Source organism: Oleiagrimonas sp. MCCC 1A03011 (assembly GCF_003267965.1).
GTDB classification, from domain to species: Bacteria; Pseudomonadota; Gammaproteobacteria; order Xanthomonadales; family Rhodanobacteraceae; genus Oleiagrimonas; species Oleiagrimonas citrea.
This window is the reverse complement of record NZ_MSPY01000001.1, coordinates 24,246-41,967: the sequence shown is the minus strand read 5'-3', so window position 1 is coordinate 41,967 and position 17,722 is coordinate 24,246. Positions and strand designations below refer to the sequence as shown.

Below are 17,722 nucleotides of genomic sequence, written 5' to 3'. Positions count from 1 at the left end.
GCCTGAGGTGGCGGCGATCTCGCGGTCTGTGCATCAGCTTGGACGAGGAGCCTTGTGCCGCTCCTGCCATGCACGGACGGTGGAGGCCGGCAGCGGGAAGTAGCCGTTGGTCACCACGGACGGCCGCGCATCCGCGTCGGGTTCCAGATGCACATGCCAATCCTGCACGCGCCCGATGCGTAGACAGTCGTCGACGTCATAGAGGTCGTCCTTGTGCTGGAGCGTGTGTCCGACCAGCAGTGTCTGTCGGGCCTTGTCCTTGGCTTCGCTCTTGTTGCGCGCGCCGAAGAATCCCCAGGCATGGCGTTCGCCGAATTCGCCCGGGCGATAGCCGCCGATGTTGAGGAAGTACAGGTGCAGGCCGTTGTCCGCCGGCGTGCGTTCGAGTCGCAGACGATATCCCTCGACGCTTTCGAGGAAGCACCATGCATCCACATGCAGACCGTTCGGATCGCCGAACCAGCTGTCCAGCAATTGATCGTGCACGCTCTCGAGCGAGTCGCCGACGGCGAAGGCCACGTCGTGCAGTTCGGTTTTCGCCCGCGGTGCGGTCCCGCCCAGTACGCAGGCAATCAGTCGGTCGCTCATGAGTGAGGCTCGTTGCAGGGGGTGATCGATCCTACTGCAAGTGGGGCTGTGGCGCGGTGCCATCGCAGGTTGCGGCATGGCGTGTGCGGCGGTCCGCGAGCAGGAACGGCGAAGCACAGTGGAAATGCGATAATGCACGGCCTTGTCGCAGAACGATCGCATGCGTCGTCTGCGAGCGATGTCTCACGCATGACTGAACAGGACCAGAATTCCGATGAGCAGCTTGCCGCCGTGCCCCCAGTGCGGGTCCGAATACACCTACGAGGACGGTTATCAGTACGTCTGCCCCGAGTGCGCGCACGAATGGTCGAAGGACGATGCGGTCGAAGCGCAGGACGACGAGCTGAAGGTGGTCGATGCCAACGGCAATCCCCTGCAGGATGGCGATGCGGTCACCGTCATCAAGGACCTGAAGGTCAAGGGTGCGTCGTCGGTGGTCAAGGTCGGCACCAAGGTCAAGAACATCCGGCTGGTCGAGGGCGATCACAACATCGATTGCCGGATCGACGGCATCGGCGCGATGAAGCTGAAGTCGGAGTTCGTCCGCAAGGCGTGATGGCGACCGAACCGTCATGGATCGCATGACGGTTCAGGGTCGTTGGGACAGATGAACGCTGCGGTGGTCAGTCCGTGTTTCCGGCGCGTCGCGGCAGCACCCAGTCCGGCCGGATGAAGTGGCAGGTGTAGCCCGTGGGGTAGTGCTGCAGGTAATCCTGGTGCTCGGGCTCGGCTTCCCAGAAGTCGCCCGCTGGCGACAGTTCGGTGACCACCGGTCCCGGCCACAGACCCGAGGCGTCGACATCGGCAAGGGTGTCTTCGGCGATGCGTTTCTGTTCCTCGCTGGTGTAGAAGATTGCCGACCGATAGCTGCTTCCGACATCGTTGCCCTGACGATTCACGGTCGTCGGGTCGTGGATCTGGAAGAAGAATTCCAGCATGCGGCGGTAGCTGGTGACGGCCGGATCGAACAGGATCTCGATGGCTTCGGCGTGGTCGCCGTGGTTGCGGTAGGTGGCGTTGGGGACATTGCCGCCGGTGTAGCCGACGCGGGTGGCGATCACGCCGGGCTGCTTGCGGATCAGTTCCTGCATGCCCCAGAAGCAGCCGCCGGCGAGCAGCGCGCGTTCGGTGGTCATCGTGATGTCCTCATTGATCGGTGTCGAACAGTTTGCGGTAGTCGCCGTAGCCTTCCTGTTCCAGTTCGGCCACGGGAATGAAGCGCAGCGAGGCGGAGTTGATGCAGTAGCGCAGACCACCGCGGTCGGCCGGGCCGTCGGGGAAGACATGGCCGAGGTGACTGTCGCCATGGCCCGAGCGCACTTCGGTGCGGATCATGCCGTGGCTGGTGTCGCGATGCTCCACCACGTTGTCGTTTTCCACCGGGCGCGAGAAGCTCGGCCATCCGCAGCCGCTGTCGAACTTGTCCAGCGAGGTGAACAGCGGTTCGCCGGAGACGATGTCGACGTAGAGTCCGGCTTCCTTGTGGTCGTGGAAAGCGTTGCGGAAGGGATGCTCGGTGCCGGATTCCTGCGTCACGTGGTACTGCTCGGGCGTGAGCCGGGCGAGGGCTTCGGGCGTCTTGCGGTAGTCGGACATGACGGGACTCGCTGCTGTTTCGGGACAGGGTGCTAAATGGGGGCATCTCTGTGCAGCCCAAGGCCCAGGATTCGAGTGCGCACGGCAGGGCCGACATCGATTCACAGGGCTGGGGCATCCAGAGCATGTCGTACACTGCGCACCGCACCCGGCATCTCCGGGCGGAACACGCACCATGCACGACATGCTTCTCGACAATCCCTTCTGGTCTTCGCTGCAGAGTCGTCATCGCGCGCTTGCGCTGTGCGCCGGCGATGTCATGCGCTATCCGTCCGAGTACGCGCCGTTCCTCGGTGTGGCCTCGCAGGATGCGGACGTCGAGGAGGCCCTCTCGGAACTGGTCGCCGAGGGCGAGACCTGGCTGCTTCTCGGCGTTGCGCCGAAGCTTTCGAATGCGTGGTCGCTGGAGACGTTCCGGCCCCTGGCGCAGATGGTTTGCGATGAGCCGCTTCCGGTCATCGAAGGACCCGAAGCGATCGAGCTGGACGAACGTCATCGTGACGACGTGCTGGAGCTGGTGGCGCGGGTGTATCCACATTATTTCCGCGAACGGACCACGGAGCTGGGCCGCTATTTCGGCATCTATCGCGACGGTCGCCTGGCGGCGATGGTCGGCGAGCGGCTCGGCACGTCGGATGCGCGCGAGATCAGCGCCGTGTGCACGCATCCGGACTACACCGGGCGGGGGTATGCGAGGCGTCTGATCGCCATGCTGACCAACGACCACCTCGAGCGTGGCTGGACGCCTTTCCTGCATGTCAGCCAGGACAACATGCGGGCGCGCGATCTGTATCTTCAGATGGGTTATCGGCAGCGTCGGGAAATCGACTTCTGGGCATTGCGCAGCGCTTCGGGCACGGTCGCTCGGTCCTGATCGGACGGCGCGGAATCCGCTTCAGTGCGGGCCATGCGCTGTGCGCAAGCCGGCGGTTTCGTGCCGGTCCGGCAGGCCGTTGCGTATGAGGGGCAGGCATTCCTCGGCCGTGATCGGCTTGCTGAAGAGGTAGCCCTGCATGTCCCGGCAGCCGTGTTCCTGCAGCATGGCGGCTTCCTCCGGCGTTTCCACGCCCTCGGCGATCATGCGGAATCCCATCGCCCGGGCCATGGCGATGATGGCCTGGACGATCGCGTATTGGCGCTCGTTGTCGTGCAGCCCGCACACGAATGTCCGATCGATCTTGATGGTGTCGAAATCGTATTGCGCCAGATACGTGAGGTTGGAATACCCCGTACCGAAATCGTCCACAGCCAGTCCGATGCCGAGTTCCTTGAGCTGATTCATCAACTCGACCGCCTGTTCCTTGTGCGTGAACATCTGGCTTTCGGTGAATTCGATCTCCACGCACTCGGCGGGGATGCCGGCTTCCTGCAATGCGTTGCGCGTGTGTTCGAGAAGGCGTTCGTTGTCCAGACGAGCCAGGGACACGTTGACCGAGACCGGCACGGTCCTGCCGCCGTCCCGGCGCCACGCCGCGATCTGCTGACAGACTTCGCGCATGACCCATTCGTCGATCTGCGTGATCAGGCCGGCCTCTTCGGCCAGTTCGATGAAGTGATCGGGCGGAATGACGCGGCCGTCCTCGCGCGTCCAGCGCACCAGTGCCTCCGCGCCGATGACCTCGCCCTCGGGCCAGCGCACCTTGGGTTGGTACACGATATGCAGACCGTCCTCCTGTAGCGCGCGTCGCAGCGCATGCTCGAGCGCCAGGCGTTGCTCGGCCTTCTCGCTCATGCTTTCGGTGAAGTAGCTGAAGCGGGAGCGGCCGCTCTGCTTGGCGTGATAGAGCGCGGTGTCGGCCTGCTTCATCAGCGTGCGCGTGTCGGTCGAGTCCTGCGGGAACATGGCGATGCCGACGCTGGCCGAAATGTGCAGTTCACGGTCCTCGAAGGCGATGACATTCTCGATGGCCTGGATGATCTTCTCGGCGATGCGCGCGGCGTCGCGGGGGTCTCCGAGCCGACTGAGAAGAATCACGAATTCGTCGCCGCCCTGACGGCTCACGGTGTCGTCGCCGCGCACGCAAGTACATAGCCGCCGTCCGACTTCGCGCAGCACATGGTCGCCGGCCAGATGCCCCAGGGAGTCGTTGATGTTCTTGAAATGATCCAGGTCGATGAACAGCAGCGCACCCTGGGTGCCGGATCGAAGGCCGGCCAGCGTGTGCGAGAGACGGTCGTGCAGCAGCACGCGATTGGGCAGGTCGGTCAGGTAGTCGTGCTGCGCCAGGTGCGACATCTTCAGCGCCATGGCACGCGATTCGCTGACATCGTGGAAGACCATGATGCCGCCCACGACCTTTCCGTCGCGGTCATGGATCGGCGAGGCCGAATCCTCGATCGGTGTCTCCATGCCATCGCGTCGACGCAGCGCGCTGTTGGTCTGCAGGGCGACGATGCGGTCCTCGCGCATGGCCACTTCGAGCGGGTTGAGCGGCGGGTCGCCGGACTCGGTGTCGATCAGTTGCACGACCTGGGCGAAGGACTTGCCGATCGCCTCATTTTCTTCCCAGCCGGTCATGTCCACGGCGATCGGGTTCATCATGGTCACGCGCATGCGCGTGTCGCAGGCCACTACGGCGTCGCCGATGGAGTCGAGCATCATGTGCGCGCGATCCATGGCCTTGTACAGCTCGGCTTCGGCCCGCTTGCGCTCGGTGACGTCGACGCCGAGTTTGTACATGCCGCGCACCGTACCGTCGACAATGTGCGGAATGTAGGTCAGTTCGAACGTGCGGCCGGCACGTTCGATCTCGATGTTCGCACGCTTGCCTTCCAGGCATTCCAGCTGCTTGGGGCGCAGGAACTGACTGTAGTGCGGGCCGGCCACATCGGCCGCCGGTCGCCCGATGACTTCGACGGGGTCCAGCCCCCACATCTGCAGGTATCGTGCGTTGGCGAAGCGGTAGACCAGCTGATCGTCGAGGTAGGCGATCAGGGCCGGCACGTTGTCGGTGATCTCCTGCAGGCGCGATTCCAGGTCCTTGCGGTTGGTGATGTCGTGCGCCAGCACGAAGAAGCCGTCCACGCGGTCGCCCTTGATCTGCGGTGCATAGCGGACGTCCATCCGCTGCCCGTTGGGCATGGTGATCTCGAATTGCTGCGCTTCTCCGTTCAGTACCCGCGTGATGCGCGGTGCCATTTGGTCTGCGGTCTCCTGGCCGAAGATATCTGCCGGCGTCTTGCCGATCACATCGGATTCGCGCAGGTCGTACCACTCCAGGTAGCGCATGTTGACGAATTGGTAGCGGCCATCATTGTCGAGCTGTCCGATCAGTCCGGGAAGGTTGTCGGCGATGATCTGCAGACGCGAGGAAGTCTGCTCCAGTTGGTGGGTGATGCGCTTACGCCGGGCGAGGATCACGCTGATCAGCAACGGTCCGGTGGTGGACAGCGCCGAGAAGAAGATCAGTCCGCTTTCTTCAAGGTGCGCGATACCGGTGGCGGGTGGAATCAGGCCCTTGCTCTGCGCGGTGGCGATGATCAGCACGGCGGTGATGTTCAAACTGCAGGCTAGGGTGGTGCCCAGCACGCCGAGCCGATAGGCCACGAGCAGCAACGGGATCGACAAGACGATGAACGGGTTGCTCAGCTTCGTGACGGCGAGCACGGTGACCAGCACGGACAACGGCGTCAGTATCCAGAACAACGCTGCGCGGTCGCCGAAGAGCAGGTGCCGCATGCGCGTGCCGTTGTAGGCGAGCAGCGGCGGCAGCAGGATCAGCATGCCCACGGCGTCGCCCAGCCACCAGCGCAGGAACGTCGGTCGCCAGGGCGCCTGGAAGTACAGATGCACCACAGCGCCACCGATGGCTGCAGCGGTCATCGGTGCCAGCACCACGGTGGCGGTCAGGCCCAGCAGGAAGAAGCGCTCGCCGAGGAGGCTGCCGCGCTTCAGGCCGAACTCACGGCACAGCAGGACGGCGACCACGACTTCCGCCATGTTGGCCGCGCCATAGCCGAGTGAGACGAGCCATGGCGTGCCCATCGCTACATTGGCGATGCAGGCGGCCACGAAACCCGCGCCGAGCGTAGCCGGCAGCGAACGCAGGTCTCGACGCAGCAGCAGGGCGATGAGCAAGGCGTTCGCGAACCAGGCCTCGGCCACGTACTTGGCCGTTTGCGACCAGGCGATCATGGCGATGGCCAGGATCAGGTAGGCCGTTGAGGCAGCGAGCAGGCGCAGCGCCGCTTTACGGGGCGTCATGTCGGTCACGAACGCAGGTCCTTGTCATTGAAGGGTTCGGACGACCATGGGTCGAAGCTAGCACAAAAAATGCTGTAGCAATGTGTGCTTACGGAAGTTTGTTCATGTTCCGGCGGGCGACGATCCTGTCCTGCGACGCAGACGGGGCGGTGCGCAACGGTTCGCGGCCGCATTGCCGATTGCGCATGACCGGAAGGTCGTTCGGGCCTTCTCAGGTGCACCGTGCGCGGATCGCGCGCAATCAGTCACGACGCAAGGTTTCGAGTTCGCCTTCGTCGCGCAGGCTGAACGGCGTGAAGCGGGTGCTTCGGTCGTAGGCGTCGACGCCTTCGCGGCGTTTGAGGAAACCGACCACAGCGTAGGTCAGCGGCGTGAACACCACCTCCACGGACACCTTCATGATCCAGTTGAACACGATCACCTTGATCAGCGTCTGGCCTTCCCAGATGCCCAGGAATGCCACCGGGTAGAAGGTGAGACTGTCCAAGCCCTGGCCGACGATGGTCGAGCCGATGGTGCGCGTCCACAGATGGCGGCCCTCGGTCCAGATCTTCATCTTCGCCATCACGTAGGAATTGGCGAAATCGCCCAGCCAGTAGGCCAGCATGGACGCCGCGACGATACGACCGGTGTTGCCGAACACGATCTCCAGTGCCGGCTGCAGCGTCTTGTTGAACGGTTCGCCCGGGCTGGTTGGAATGGCCAGGATGGCCCAGGTCATCAGCGTGGCGAAGGCCAGGCCGCCGAAGCCGGCCCAGATGGCGCGCCGGGCGCGCGAGTAGCCGTATACCTCGGTCAGCACGTCGCCGAAGATATAGCTGAAGGGGAAGAACAGGTTGCCGGCGCCGAAGCTGACCGCGCCCAGCAACGGCAGCGTCACGATGCCCACCTTGGCCGGACCGATCAGATTGGCGCTGAGCAGCACGGCGACCATGCCGCCGACCATCAGGTCGTAGTAGCGGAAGCCGTGGATTGGTGTGGGCGCAGAAGCGGGCGAGGCGTCGGTCATGGGGGCGGCGGTGAGGTTGAAACTATCGAAGATAGCAGTCCGGGGGCGGTCCGCGGTGCGGGCGGTGAATTTTCTGTACCGTTCCGTGTAGTATTGTGGCTTCTCTCACACTGGGAACGTGCGGATGCAGACTTCGTTGCTCCATGCTGCCGATGAGGCGCAGGCCGACGTCGCCGTGCGCGTGCGGGGGCTGGGCAAGACCTACGCCGGCGGCTTCACGGCGTTGCAGGATGTCGATCTGGACATCCGCAAGGGCGAGCTGTTCGCCTTGCTGGGCCCCAACGGCGCCGGCAAGACCACCCTCATCAGCATCGTCTGCGGCATCGTCAATCCAAGCCGCGGCACGGTCACCGCCGACGGCCACGACGTGACCCGCGAGTACCGCGCGGCGCGCGAGAAGATCGGCCTGGTGCCGCAGGAGCTGACCACCGACGCCTTCGAGACGGTGTGGAACACGGTCAGCTTCAGCCGCGGCCTGTTCGGCAAGTCGAAGAAACCGGCGCACATCGAGAAGATCCTGCGCGACCTGTCGCTGTGGGACAAGAAGGACAGCAAGATCATGATGCTGTCCGGCGGCATGAAGCGCCGCGTGATGATCGCCAAGGCGCTCTCGCATGAACCGGAGATCCTGTTCCTGGACGAGCCCACCGCCGGCGTCGACGTCGAACTGCGCCGCGATATGTGGGAGGTCGTGCGCGGGCTGCGCGAGCGCGGCGTGACCATCATCCTGACCACGCACTACATCGAGGAGGCCGAGCAGATGGCCGACCGCGTGGGTGTGATCAACAAGGGCCGCATCATGCTGGTCGAGGACACCGCCGAGCTGATGCGCAAGCTCGGCGAGAAGCGCCTGATCCTGCAGTTGTCCGAGCCGCTGGAGCGCATCCCCGAGTCACTGTCTGCGCATCGGCTGGAGCTTGGTGCGGATGGACACGAGCTGATCTACACGTACGACGCCCAGGGCGAACGCACCGGCATCACCGGCCTGCTGCGTGAGTTGAGTGCGGCGGGCATCACGTTCCGCGATCTCAGCACCAAGCAGAGTTCACTGGAGGAAATCTTCGTCAATCTGGTGAGGAGCAGCCGATGAACCTGCGCGCGATTGCCGCCATCTACCGTTTCGAGATGGCCCGCACCCGCCGTACGCTGCTGCAGAGCATCGTCGCGCCGGTGATTTCCACTTCGCTGTACTTCGTGGTGTTCGGCTCGGCCATCGGCTCGCGCATCACCGAAGTCGATGGCGTCAGCTACGGCGCGTTCATCGTGCCGGGCCTGATCATGCTCAATCTGCTCACGCAGAGCGTGTCCAACGCCTCGTTCGGCATCTATTTTCCGAAGTTCACCGGCACCATCTACGAGATCCTGTCGGCGCCGGTGTCGTACCTCGAGATCGTGCTGAGCTACGCCGGCGCGGCGGCGACCAAGTCGATCATGCTCGGCATCATCATCCTGGCCACGGCGGCGTTGTTCGTGCCGCTGCGCATCGAGCATCCCTTCTGGATGCTGCTGTTCATGTTCCTCACCGCGGCGACCTTCAGCCTGCTCGGTTTCATCATCGGCATCTGGGCCGACAACTTCGAGAAGCTGCAGCTGGTGCCGCTGCTGATCGTCACGCCACTGACCTTCCTCGGCGGCAGTTTCTATTCGATCCACATGCTGCCGCCGCTGTGGCAGAAGGTGACGCTGTTCAATCCGGTGGTGTACCTGGTCAGCGGTTTCCGCTGGAGCTTCTACGGACTGGCCGATGTCAGCGTGGGTCTGAGTCTGGGCATGATCGTGCTGTTCCTGGCGATCTGCCTGGGCGTGATCGCCTGGATATTCCGCACCGGCTATCGACTGCGCACCTGATCGCCGGTCCCTTTGCGAGACCTGGACGAAGACCTGCATTGCGGGCCTTCGCGGACGTCCCGTGCGCACGAGTTTCTCGCGGAAAACCATCATGCCTGGTGTGAATCACTACTGCCGATTTTGCATGACAGTCATCGCCTTGGGCGATCAATGGTTGCCCGGCATGGCACGCAAGGTGGTTTCGAAGTGCGTGGGATGCGTATTCATGGCATTGATATGAATGGGTTTATTCAAGTGCTGTGCATCGACGTGCCCGTGGAGTTCGGTGACGGGCAGGGCGGTGCCTCCGGCTGCCGCAGCGCTGCGTCGACGGCCCGCGGATTGAATTTTCTTCAGCCGTCCGCACGCAGAATCTTGTTGGTCGTCCGTTGCGGATGACCGTCGTTCCCCACACTCACACTCGATCCAGGAGTGCATCATGGAATACAGACAGCTAGGCCGTTCCGGCCTGCGCGTTCCCGTTCTCAGCTTCGGCACCGGCACGTTCGGCGGCAAGGGCGAATTCTTCGAGGCCTGGGGTCGTACCGAAGTCGACGAGGCGCGGCGCCTGATCGACATCTGCCTCGAAGCCGGCGTGAACATGTTCGACAGCGCCGACATCTATTCCGCCGGTCGTTCGGAGGAAGTGCTCGGCGAGGCGCTCAAGGGCCGCCGCGACGAGGTGCTGATCTCGACCAAGGCCACGTTCCGCAGCGGCGACGGCCCCAACGACGTCGGCTCGTCGCGCTTCCATCTGATCGACGCCGTCGACAAGGCGCTGAAGCGCCTGCAGACCGATCGCATCGACCTGTTCCAGCTGCACGGCTTCGACGCCATGACGCCGGTCGAGGAGACGCTGACCACGCTGGACGATCTGGTGCGCGCGGGCAAGATCCGCTACATCGGTTGCTCCAACTTCTCCGGCTGGCATCTGATGAAGTCGCTGGCGGTGTCCGAGCGCCATAATCTGTCGCGCTATGTCGCGCATCAGGCCTACTACTCGCTGATCGGCCGCGATTACGAATGGGAACTGATGCCGTTGGCGCAGGACCAAGGCGTCGGTGCGGTGGTCTGGAGTCCGCTGGGCTGGGGACGCCTCACCGGCAAGATACGTCGCGGCCAGCCGCTGCCGGAGACCAGTCGGCTGCACAAGACGTCTGGTGCCGGGCCACAGGTCGAGGACGAATACCTCTACACGGTCGTCGACGCGCTGGACGCCGTCGCCGAGGAAACCGGCAAGAGCGTGCCGCAGGTTGCCCTGAACTGGCTGCTGCAGCGTCCCACCGTGTCCACGGTGATCGTTGGCGCGCGCAACGAGGAACAGTTGCGGCAGAACCTTGACGCCGCGGGATGGAACCTGACGCTGGAACAGGTTGCGAAGCTGGATGCGGCGAGCGAGCCGGCCAAGACCTATCCGTATTGGCACCAGGCGCAGTTCACGGAACGGAATCCGTTTCCGACGGCGCGCCTGGACTGAGCGTCTTCACGCACCACGCGAACGAAAAGGGCGGGGTGACTCCCCGCCCTTTTCGTGTCTTCCGCGTATGCTTCAGCGTTGATTGTGATCGCGATCGCGTCTTCCGTGATGGCGGTTGTCGCGACGCGCCGATCCGTTGTGTCGAGTGGATGCCTGCCTTTGTGCACGGTGCGACTTGGAACGTTGATGCGAGCGTGAACCCGAGTACTGATTCGAGCCACGATGCAGCACAGTGGGCGCGAGACGGCGCGACGGCGTGTGCTGCCGCTGGATGCGGCGGTGCTCGATACGACGGTGCTCGATATGACGGCGCTCGATGCGCGGACTCTCGTGGCGTCGCGTGTCATGGCGACGCTGCGGTACGCGATAGTAGCGGTCGCGATGCACGATGCGCGGCGGCGCGCGATGATGGCGGCGTGGCGGCGCATAGTGGCGCGGACGGTAGCGATACCAGTAGTTGCGCTGGTGATAGAACCGGTGATGACGGTAATGGCGATGCCAGTAGTCGCCGATGACGAAGCGGATCACCGGGATGCCGATCACTGCGCCGTAGCCGTAGATGGGTACCCAGCGCCGGTGATACGGATAGCGGATGAAGTCGCCCGCGACCCAGCCGCGATGACCGTAGGCGATGACATCGCACCAGGCCCAGTCGGCGGTGCATCCCTGGACATACAGAGGCGTGCCGGCCCGGACCAGATCGACAATCGGATAGCCGATATCCGGTCCGGCGCGCATGTTGATGGTGACATCGGCATAGGCGCGGGTGGCCTGTGCGGCGGCGGGAAGGGCCAGAAGGAGCGTGAACGCGAAAAGCCAGGCGTGACGTCTCATGGCGTTTCTCCTGCGAGGTGGATCAAACGCCGTGTCGTCGGGACACGGCACGGGCGGGACCGGTTTCCCTCGTGGGGAAGCGGTGCGCATTCCGTCGCGACGCATGTCCGCAGTACGAATCATGCCCTTGTCTACATGAACGGCGGCGTCTCGAGGCCCGTTGACCCGGCGGGAGGCGGAGGTTGCGTTTCGTTCATGTTGTGATGCGCCGCTGTAGTGCGGGCATGCACGAATCCTGCAAGAACGGAGCGCGCGTGATTCGTGTCACACCTTCGTCGTGGTGGGCGTGCATGATGAGCGTGTTGGTCGCGATTGCGACTGACCGTCGCCGGCTTCCGAACCGTCCGCAGATGACACGGAAACCGATGGCGCGAACGCGAGCCACCGGATGGGCTTGCGTCGGGGGATATGCCTGATTACGAGAGGCAAACCGACCGGCAGGGAAGCCGCACATGTGTTTCTCATGCCGGAGTTAAAACTCCATATCACCATGAGGAGAACACGATGTCCGTACTCATGCACAAGCGCTTGCTCGCGGCCGCCCTGGCCGTCGTTGGTGTCACCGCAGTTGCCGGCGTGCAGGCCGCGTCGGAATCAAACGCGGCGCAGCCGCCCCAGGGCGTCAGCGATCAGCAGCTCGCGCAGATGAACCCGTCGATCCCGCTGAAGCTCGCGGCGCGCATCGCCGCCGAGTCCCATACCATGGGGTCGCAGATCCGCCTGCACGAAGGCACCTCGCATCAGATGCAGGTCAATGGCTACCTGTATGCCGCGGCCACCGGCTCCGTCGCCGGCATGGACGTGAGCGGTTATCAGGGCAATGTGGCCTGGAGCACCGCGTACAACAATGGCGCGCGTTTTGCCTACGTCAAGGCGACCGAGGGCACGTACTACACCAACCCCTATTTCGCCCAGCAGTACAACGGCTCCTACAACGTCGGCATGATCCGCGGCTCGTACCACTTCGCGCGTCCGGACACGACCAGCGGCGCCACGCAGGCGGATTATTTCGTCAATCATGGCGGCGGCTGGTCCGGCGACGGCAAGACCCTGCCGGGCGCGGTCGATCTGGAATACAACCCGTACGGCTCGACTTGCTACGGCAAGAGCCAGAGCGGGATGGCCAGCTGGATTGCCTCGTTCAGCAGCGAATACCACGCCCGCACCGGGCGCTGGCCAGTGATCTACACCAGCACCAGCTGGTGGTCGCAGTGCGTGGGTACGGCCGGTAACTTCGCCGCCAACAGCCCGCTGTGGGTGGCGCGCTATTCGTCCAGCGTCGGCACGCTGCCGTATGCATGGACCTACTACACCTTCTGGCAGTACGCCGATTCGGGAACCTTCCCCGGCGATCAGGACAAGTTCAACGGCGCCTACAGTCAGCTGCAGGCGATTGCGAACGGCTGATCCGTTTCCCACGGCGTTTCGCGGCCTCCGTTCCCTGAAGACGGAGGCCGCTTTTTTTCAGGGCGTGTACGTCACGGGCGTGGCTCGGTACAGCGCGGGAAGCTGCTGCCGCAGTTGCGTGATCTTGGGCGCGTCGTTGACCACGATGTAGAGCGATCGCGGATGCTGCCGCGCGTAGTCCTGGTGATACGCCTCGGCCGGATAGAACCCTTTCAACGACTGGATGCGGGTGACGATGGGGCGGTTGAAGACGCCGGCCGTACTGAGCTGCTCGACGTACGCCCGTGCGATGCGTTCCTGCTCTGCGTCGGCGGTGAAGAGCACGCCGCGGTACTGGGTGCCCACGTCCGGTCCCTGGCGATTGCGTTGGGTCGGGTCGGTGGCCACCGAGAAGTACACCCGCAGCAACTGTCCGTAGCTGATCTGTGCAGGGTCGTAGCGCACGCGGACCGATTCGGCGTGTCGAGTGTTCCCGCTGCTGACGATGCCGTAGCGGGCCGTCGACGCCTGTCCGCCCGCATAGCCGGCTTCGACGCGCTGCACGCCCCGGACGTGTTCGAACACCCACTGCATGCCCCAGAAGCATCCGCCGGCGAAGACGGCGGTGCGCGACGTTTCATGTGCCGAAGTCGTTGTATCGATGTGTGGAGGCGGGATAGCAGAAGACGTGTTGCGCGCTGGCGTGGAAGGTGCGCACGCGGCGAGTGCGGCTGCCAGTGTGACGCAGAACAGTCGGTGGACGAGGCGAGGGCGCGGGATGGCAATCATGGCGTGACTTGGTGTGCGGCTGTACTGCAGCAGACCCGTGATGAGCGAGCGAACTTACAGAACCTCGGGGCGATGGCGAGGGGCACGCGCGTGAGCGGCGCTGCGGCGTTCAGCGCTCATGCGTAATTTTTATCAGAATTTCAACATGTTCGGATGCGCGCAAAGGGACCGTGACGAGTAGGCTGGAAATGTGCCGGAATCCTTGCTCGACAAGGGCCGGCACACGCGTCTCACGGTGTCGCCGACGCCGGGACGTACCCGCTGCCGGCGCGCGCAGGAATGCGCAGGGGGCGGTTCTACTCATCCAATGGAGAGAATGATCATGAGCACGCAATTCGAACGCAAAGGGTCGTTGACGGAACTGAGCAGCTATCCGCAATGGACACAGGACATGGTGGCGACCTGCGAGGACGCCAAGCGCAGTGTAGTCGAGCACGAACTGTGGGACCTGATGCGGGATCACACGATGGCGTCGACGTCGACCCGGAACTTCATGGTCGGTATCTGGCCGGTCATCGAGCGGTTCCCGGGCTACATGTCGATGAGTCTGCTGAAGACGCAGTTCGGCCGCAGCGCGGGCGACAATCTCGCGCGTCGCTGGCTGGTGCGGAATATCCGCGTCGAGCAGAACCATGCCGAGTACTGGCTGCATTGGGCCGAAGGTGCCGGTGTGGCACGCGATGAGGTCCTCAACGGGCGTATTCCGCGTGGGGCCGATGTGCTGGCCCGCTGGTGCGAGGAAGTGGCCAGCGAGGACACGCTGCAGGCCGGCATCGCGGCGACGAACTACGCTGTGGAGGGGGCGACCGGCGAATGGTCGCAGATTCTCTACGACAGCGAGTCGTACCGCGAGAGCTTCCCGGAAGCCTCGCGGACGCGCAGTCTGCGCTGGTTGCAGCTGCATGCCGCCTACGACGACACGCATCCCTGGGAGGCGCTTGAAATCGTCTGTACGCTGATGGGAACCAATCCATCGGTTGACGAGGTCGAGCACATCGCGGAATGTGTGCGTCGTAGTTATGTCAGTATGCGGGTGCTCGCTGACATCTGCGTCGAGCCGAGCCGGGCGACGCAGGCGACAAACGAGGCTGCGGCGTAAATCGGCAGACACGACAGGCCGGTCGTCGTATGCTGTGGACGTTGCTGGGAGACAGGGACTGCGATGCGAATCGCTCGGGCCAGCTTGCAACAACCGCTCATACGGCGACTCATGCCTCTGGCATGGGGACTGGCCGTCATGGTGGGGCTTCTCCTGGCGCTTGCCTGGGGGGCCCTGAAGTTCCAGGTTGCTCTCGCCGGTTTTCTCAACGGCGAGAGCATCTGGTCCAAGGCCCAGAAACAGTCGGTGATCGATCTGGATGCCTATGCCGCGAGCGGGGATCCCGCCGAGTTGCAGCGCTTCCAGCAGCATTATTCGGTGCTGATCCACTATCGCTTCGCGCGAGAAGAGGTTCGGCACAAGCACTACGACTACGACAAGGTCGCCAATATTCTCCGCGAGGACAACGCGATGCCGGATGCGATTCCGGTCATCCTGTTCATCATGCGGTATCTGACCGATGCGCCGTACGTGCGCGATTCGCTGGCGGCCTGGCGTTCCACGGACACGCGCGTGGACGAGTTTCAGAAGATTGCCGATCGCCTGCAGCGTGCGTACGCGAAGGGCGAAGCCAGCAGAGCCTTCATCCAGCAGCAGCGCAGGATCATCGCCGAGCTCAATACCTACATCGAGCCGCGAACCAACGAGTTCTCATTGATGATGGCGCGCGGCGCGGCATGGATATCGCGCATCCTGTTCGGCATTCTCGCCGTGACCGGTGTGCTGGCGGTGCTGGTGTGGCTGTGGCTGGCGCGGCGCATCCTGAGCGGTATTCGCGGCACCGAAGAGCGCTACCGCCTACTGTTCGATAGCGCGGCCGACGCCATGTTCATGATCGAGGATGTCAGCGGCGAGATATTGCAGGCCAACCGCATGGCTTCGGTGTGGACCGGGCGCAGCGAAGAGCAACTGCGCGGTCAGCCGTTCCTGGAGTTGTTCGAGGATAACGGGGCCAGGCACAAGCGCGACCGTCACGTCAGTGAACTCAAGCACGTCAAGGGCGGTTTGCGGCCGGTGGAGATGTCCAGCAACGTCGTCAACTGGGGGCATCTGAAGGTGCGCCAGGCGATCGTGCGCGACATCAGCGAGCGTCTCGACATGGCGCGTGAGCGCCGCATCGCCTCCGAAGCCATGGCCAGTGTCGCCGAGGGCGTGATCATCACCGACGCCATGCGCCGCATCCTCACGGTCAATGCCGCACACCAGCGATTGACCGGGTACCGGGTGAAGGAGGTCGAGGGCAAGCGCTTCGACGAGTCGCGGCGCATGCCGGACGGGCAGCCGTTGCCGCCGACCGTGTGGGTTGCCGTGGCCGAGGACGGTCACTGGAGCGGTGAAGTGCAGTGCCGCCGACGCGATGGCAGCGTGTATCCCGAGATGCTCAGCATCAGCGTGATACGCAATGTCGAGGGCGAAATCGAGCACTACGTCGCCGTGTGCACGGACATCACCGACAGCAAGGCGGGGCAGCGGCATCTGCAGTATCTGGCCACGCACGATGCGCTGACGGGCCTGGTCAACCGCACGGAATTCGAGCGCCGCATCGCCGAGATGCTGCTGGTCGCCGAGCGCAATCACCAGGCCGTGGCGGTGATCTTCATCGATCTGGACAACTTCAAGCTGGTCAACGACAGCTACAGCCATGCCATCGGCGACAAGCTGCTGACCGTGGTCGCGGAGCGCATTCACCGCCACTTGCCCGCGAGCGCTGTGGCGGGGCGCATCGGTGGCGATGAGTTCACGGTACTGGTCGGTCAGCTGAAGGCGCGCGAGGACGTCAGCTGGTTCGCGCGCCAGCTCATCGAGACCCTGTCGCAGCCGATGGTCGTGGATGGCTACGACATCGTCCTCAGCGCCAGCATCGGCATCGCTTCCTTCCCGCTGGACGGTTATGACGCCACGACGCTGCTGACCAATGCCGATGCGGCGATGTACAGCGCCAAGCAGGAAGAGCGCAATACCTATCGGTTCTATACGCCGCGCATGCGCGCAGACGCGAACCGTCGCCTGCTGCTGCTCACCGATCTGCGGCGTGCACTGGAAGAGAATCAGTTCCAGTTGCTGTATCAACCCAGCATCGCGTTCGAGAACAACGAACTGCTTGGCGCCGAGGCCCTGCTGCGCTGGCATCACCCAGAACGCGGTTACATCATGCCCAGCGAGTTCGTACCGATGGCCGAGACGCTGGGACTGATCCGGCACATCGACGAATGGGTACTCGATCGCGTCTGCCGGCAGGTTTCGCAATGGAACAGCGAGGGCGTGAAGATCCCTCGAGTGGCGGTCAACATCTCCGCAGGCTGGTTCTCGCATCCCGATTTCGTGCAGCAACTGACCACCACTATCGAGCGCAACGGCATCGAGGCGCACCAGATCATGCTGGAGATCACCGAGAGCACGATCCTGCAGCTGGGCGACGCCACGCGGCAGACCATGAGTTCGCTGCACGAACTCGGCGTGGCCATCGCCATCGACGATTTCGGCACCGGCTATTCATCGCTGGCGTACCTGAAGTTGCCCGCCGTGGCGTACCTGAAGGTCGATCGTTCTTTCGTCGACGGCTTGCCGGAAAGCGCGGAGGACGCCAGCATCGTGCAGGCGATGGTGGCCATGGCCCGCAGTCTTGGACTGGCCGTCATTGCCGAGGGTGTCGAGACCGAGGCACAACACGAGTTCCTGCGAGGAGTCGGCTGCGAGGAAGGGCAGGGCTATCTGTATTCGCGTCCGATCGAGGCCAAGAATCTTGGCGAGCTGCTACGCCAGGAAGCAAAGCCTGGCGTAGCGCGACTGTCCCTGGTGCCACCGAGCTCATCTTCCTGAGCCGTCGCATTTCAACGATGTAGCACGCCGGGACGCGTGTTCCGGCTTGCGGCTTCGCATGCATCCATGGAACGATCTGGCGCTGTATCCGCA

Annotated in this window: 15 protein-coding genes; 8 read left to right on the top strand and 7 right to left on the bottom strand. The window is 63.7% G+C overall.

The window, feature by feature from the left end; all coding sequences use genetic code 11:
- Window positions 1–33 precede the first annotated feature (33 nt).
- Complete coding sequence (locus BTJ49_RS00165) at window positions 34–588, bottom strand: DUF1543 domain-containing protein (RefSeq protein WP_168184609.1); 555 nt, start codon at window positions 586–588, stop codon at window positions 34–36.
- 214 nt (window positions 589–802) lie between these two features.
- Here BTJ49_RS00165 and BTJ49_RS00160 point away from each other — a divergent pair, with 214 nt between their 5' ends.
- On the top strand, window positions 803–1,144 hold the full coding sequence (locus BTJ49_RS00160; RefSeq protein ID WP_113063367.1) for a zinc ribbon domain-containing protein YjdM: 342 nt from the start codon (window positions 803–805) through the stop codon (window positions 1,142–1,144).
- A gap of 67 nt (window positions 1,145–1,211) precedes the next feature.
- On the opposite strand, the gene msrA (BTJ49_RS00155) is transcribed toward BTJ49_RS00160, so the two are convergent.
- Together msrA (BTJ49_RS00155) and msrB are read right to left on the bottom strand one after the other, a co-directional pair.
- Window positions 1,212–1,724 (bottom strand): peptide-methionine (S)-S-oxide reductase MsrA, encoded by a 513-nt coding sequence (gene msrA, locus BTJ49_RS00155; protein WP_113063366.1) that lies wholly within the window; start codon window positions 1,722–1,724, stop codon window positions 1,212–1,214.
- Window positions 1,725–1,734: 10 nt separating this feature from the next.
- A complete protein-coding gene (gene msrB / locus BTJ49_RS00150; protein WP_113063365.1) occupies window positions 1,735–2,184 on the bottom strand; it encodes a peptide-methionine (R)-S-oxide reductase MsrB in 450 nt (149 codons plus the stop codon).
- Between the two features lie 175 nt (window positions 2,185–2,359).
- Here msrB and BTJ49_RS00145 point away from each other — a divergent pair, with 175 nt between their 5' ends.
- Window positions 2,360–3,058: a GNAT family N-acetyltransferase gene (locus BTJ49_RS00145; RefSeq protein WP_113063364.1), complete on the top strand. Its 699-nt coding sequence runs from the start codon at window positions 2,360–2,362 to the stop codon at window positions 3,056–3,058.
- A 21-nt stretch (window positions 3,059–3,079) separates the two neighbouring features.
- Here BTJ49_RS00145 and BTJ49_RS00140 read toward each other — a convergent pair whose 3' ends face one another.
- Together BTJ49_RS00140 and BTJ49_RS00135 are read right to left on the bottom strand one after the other, a co-directional pair.
- The gene (locus tag BTJ49_RS00140) at window positions 3,080–6,388 is read right to left on the bottom strand and encodes an EAL domain-containing protein (protein ID WP_113063363.1); all 3,309 of its coding nucleotides are present in this window, start codon (window positions 6,386–6,388) and stop codon (window positions 3,080–3,082) included.
- Between the two features lie 241 nt (window positions 6,389–6,629).
- A complete protein-coding gene (locus BTJ49_RS00135; protein ID WP_113063362.1) occupies window positions 6,630–7,397 on the bottom strand; it encodes a queuosine precursor transporter in 768 nt (255 codons plus the stop codon).
- 124 nt (window positions 7,398–7,521) lie between these two features.
- Between BTJ49_RS00135 and BTJ49_RS00130 the strand changes: the two genes are divergently transcribed.
- The 3 genes from BTJ49_RS00130 (at window position 7,522) to BTJ49_RS00120 (ending at window position 10,701) form a co-directional block, all read left to right on the top strand.
- Complete coding sequence (locus BTJ49_RS00130; protein WP_113063361.1) at window positions 7,522–8,487, top strand: ABC transporter ATP-binding protein; 966 nt, start codon at window positions 7,522–7,524, stop codon at window positions 8,485–8,487.
- The gene (locus BTJ49_RS00125; RefSeq protein ID WP_113063360.1) at window positions 8,484–9,245 is read left to right on the top strand and encodes an ABC transporter permease; all 762 of its coding nucleotides are present in this window, start codon (window positions 8,484–8,486) and stop codon (window positions 9,243–9,245) included. Before BTJ49_RS00130 ends, BTJ49_RS00125 begins: the two co-directional genes overlap by 4 nt.
- 418 nt (window positions 9,246–9,663) lie before the next feature.
- Complete coding sequence (locus tag BTJ49_RS00120) at window positions 9,664–10,701, top strand: aldo/keto reductase (RefSeq protein WP_113063359.1); 1,038 nt, start codon at window positions 9,664–9,666, stop codon at window positions 10,699–10,701.
- 72 nt (window positions 10,702–10,773) lie between these two features.
- Here the strand turns inward: BTJ49_RS00120 and BTJ49_RS00115 are convergent, their stop codons facing one another.
- On the bottom strand, window positions 10,774–11,535 hold the full coding sequence (locus BTJ49_RS00115) for an SH3 domain-containing protein (RefSeq protein ID WP_168184608.1): 762 nt from the start codon (window positions 11,533–11,535) through the stop codon (window positions 10,774–10,776).
- Window positions 11,536–12,039: 504 nt separating this feature from the next.
- Between BTJ49_RS00115 and BTJ49_RS00110 the strand changes: the two genes are divergently transcribed.
- The gene (locus BTJ49_RS00110; protein WP_240151681.1) at window positions 12,040–12,942 is read left to right on the top strand and encodes a lysozyme; all 903 of its coding nucleotides are present in this window, start codon (window positions 12,040–12,042) and stop codon (window positions 12,940–12,942) included.
- Window positions 12,943–12,999: 57 nt separating this feature from the next.
- Here the strand turns inward: BTJ49_RS00110 and msrA (BTJ49_RS00105) are convergent, their stop codons facing one another.
- The gene (gene msrA, locus BTJ49_RS00105; protein ID WP_113063357.1) at window positions 13,000–13,710 is read right to left on the bottom strand and encodes a peptide-methionine (S)-S-oxide reductase MsrA; all 711 of its coding nucleotides are present in this window, start codon (window positions 13,708–13,710) and stop codon (window positions 13,000–13,002) included.
- A gap of 322 nt (window positions 13,711–14,032) precedes the next feature.
- Here msrA (BTJ49_RS00105) and BTJ49_RS00100 point away from each other — a divergent pair, with 322 nt between their 5' ends.
- On the top strand, window positions 14,033–14,809 hold the full coding sequence (locus BTJ49_RS00100; protein ID WP_113063962.1) for an iron-containing redox enzyme family protein: 777 nt from the start codon (window positions 14,033–14,035) through the stop codon (window positions 14,807–14,809).
- A 138-nt stretch (window positions 14,810–14,947) separates the two neighbouring features.
- On the top strand, window positions 14,948–17,629 hold the full coding sequence (locus BTJ49_RS00095; RefSeq protein ID WP_240601668.1) for an EAL domain-containing protein: 2,682 nt from the start codon (window positions 14,948–14,950) through the stop codon (window positions 17,627–17,629).
- Window positions 17,630–17,722 lie beyond the last annotated feature (93 nt).

Bases quoted from the DNA above. Each gene is read 5' to 3' on its own strand.
- BTJ49_RS00165 (WP_168184609.1), bottom strand. From the start codon at position 588: ATGAGCGACCGACTGATTGCCTGCGTACTGGGCGGGACCGCACCGCGG.
- BTJ49_RS00160 (WP_113063367.1), top strand. From the start codon at position 803: ATGAGCAGCTTGCCGCCGTGCCCCCAGTGCGGGTCCGAATACACCTAC.
- msrA (WP_113063366.1), bottom strand. From the start codon at position 1,724: ATGACCACCGAACGCGCGCTGCTCGCCGGCGGCTGCTTCTGGGGCATG.
- msrB (WP_113063365.1), bottom strand. From the start codon at position 2,184: ATGTCCGACTACCGCAAGACGCCCGAAGCCCTCGCCCGGCTCACGCCC.
- BTJ49_RS00145 (WP_113063364.1), top strand. From the start codon at position 2,360: ATGCACGACATGCTTCTCGACAATCCCTTCTGGTCTTCGCTGCAGAGT.
- BTJ49_RS00140 (WP_113063363.1), bottom strand. From the start codon at position 6,388: ATGACGCCCCGTAAAGCGGCGCTGCGCCTGCTCGCTGCCTCAACGGCC.
- BTJ49_RS00135 (WP_113063362.1), bottom strand. From the start codon at position 7,397: ATGACCGACGCCTCGCCCGCTTCTGCGCCCACACCAATCCACGGCTTC.
- BTJ49_RS00130 (WP_113063361.1), top strand. From the start codon at position 7,522: ATGCAGACTTCGTTGCTCCATGCTGCCGATGAGGCGCAGGCCGACGTC.
- BTJ49_RS00125 (WP_113063360.1), top strand. From the start codon at position 8,484: ATGAACCTGCGCGCGATTGCCGCCATCTACCGTTTCGAGATGGCCCGC.
- BTJ49_RS00120 (WP_113063359.1), top strand. From the start codon at position 9,664: ATGGAATACAGACAGCTAGGCCGTTCCGGCCTGCGCGTTCCCGTTCTC.
- BTJ49_RS00115 (WP_168184608.1), bottom strand. From the start codon at position 11,535: ATGAGACGTCACGCCTGGCTTTTCGCGTTCACGCTCCTTCTGGCCCTT.
- BTJ49_RS00110 (WP_240151681.1), top strand. From the start codon at position 12,040: ATGTCCGTACTCATGCACAAGCGCTTGCTCGCGGCCGCCCTGGCCGTC.
- msrA (WP_113063357.1), bottom strand. From the start codon at position 13,710: ATGATTGCCATCCCGCGCCCTCGCCTCGTCCACCGACTGTTCTGCGTC.
- BTJ49_RS00100 (WP_113063962.1), top strand. From the start codon at position 14,033: ATGAGCACGCAATTCGAACGCAAAGGGTCGTTGACGGAACTGAGCAGC.
- BTJ49_RS00095 (WP_240601668.1), top strand. From the start codon at position 14,948: ATGGTGGGGCTTCTCCTGGCGCTTGCCTGGGGGGCCCTGAAGTTCCAG.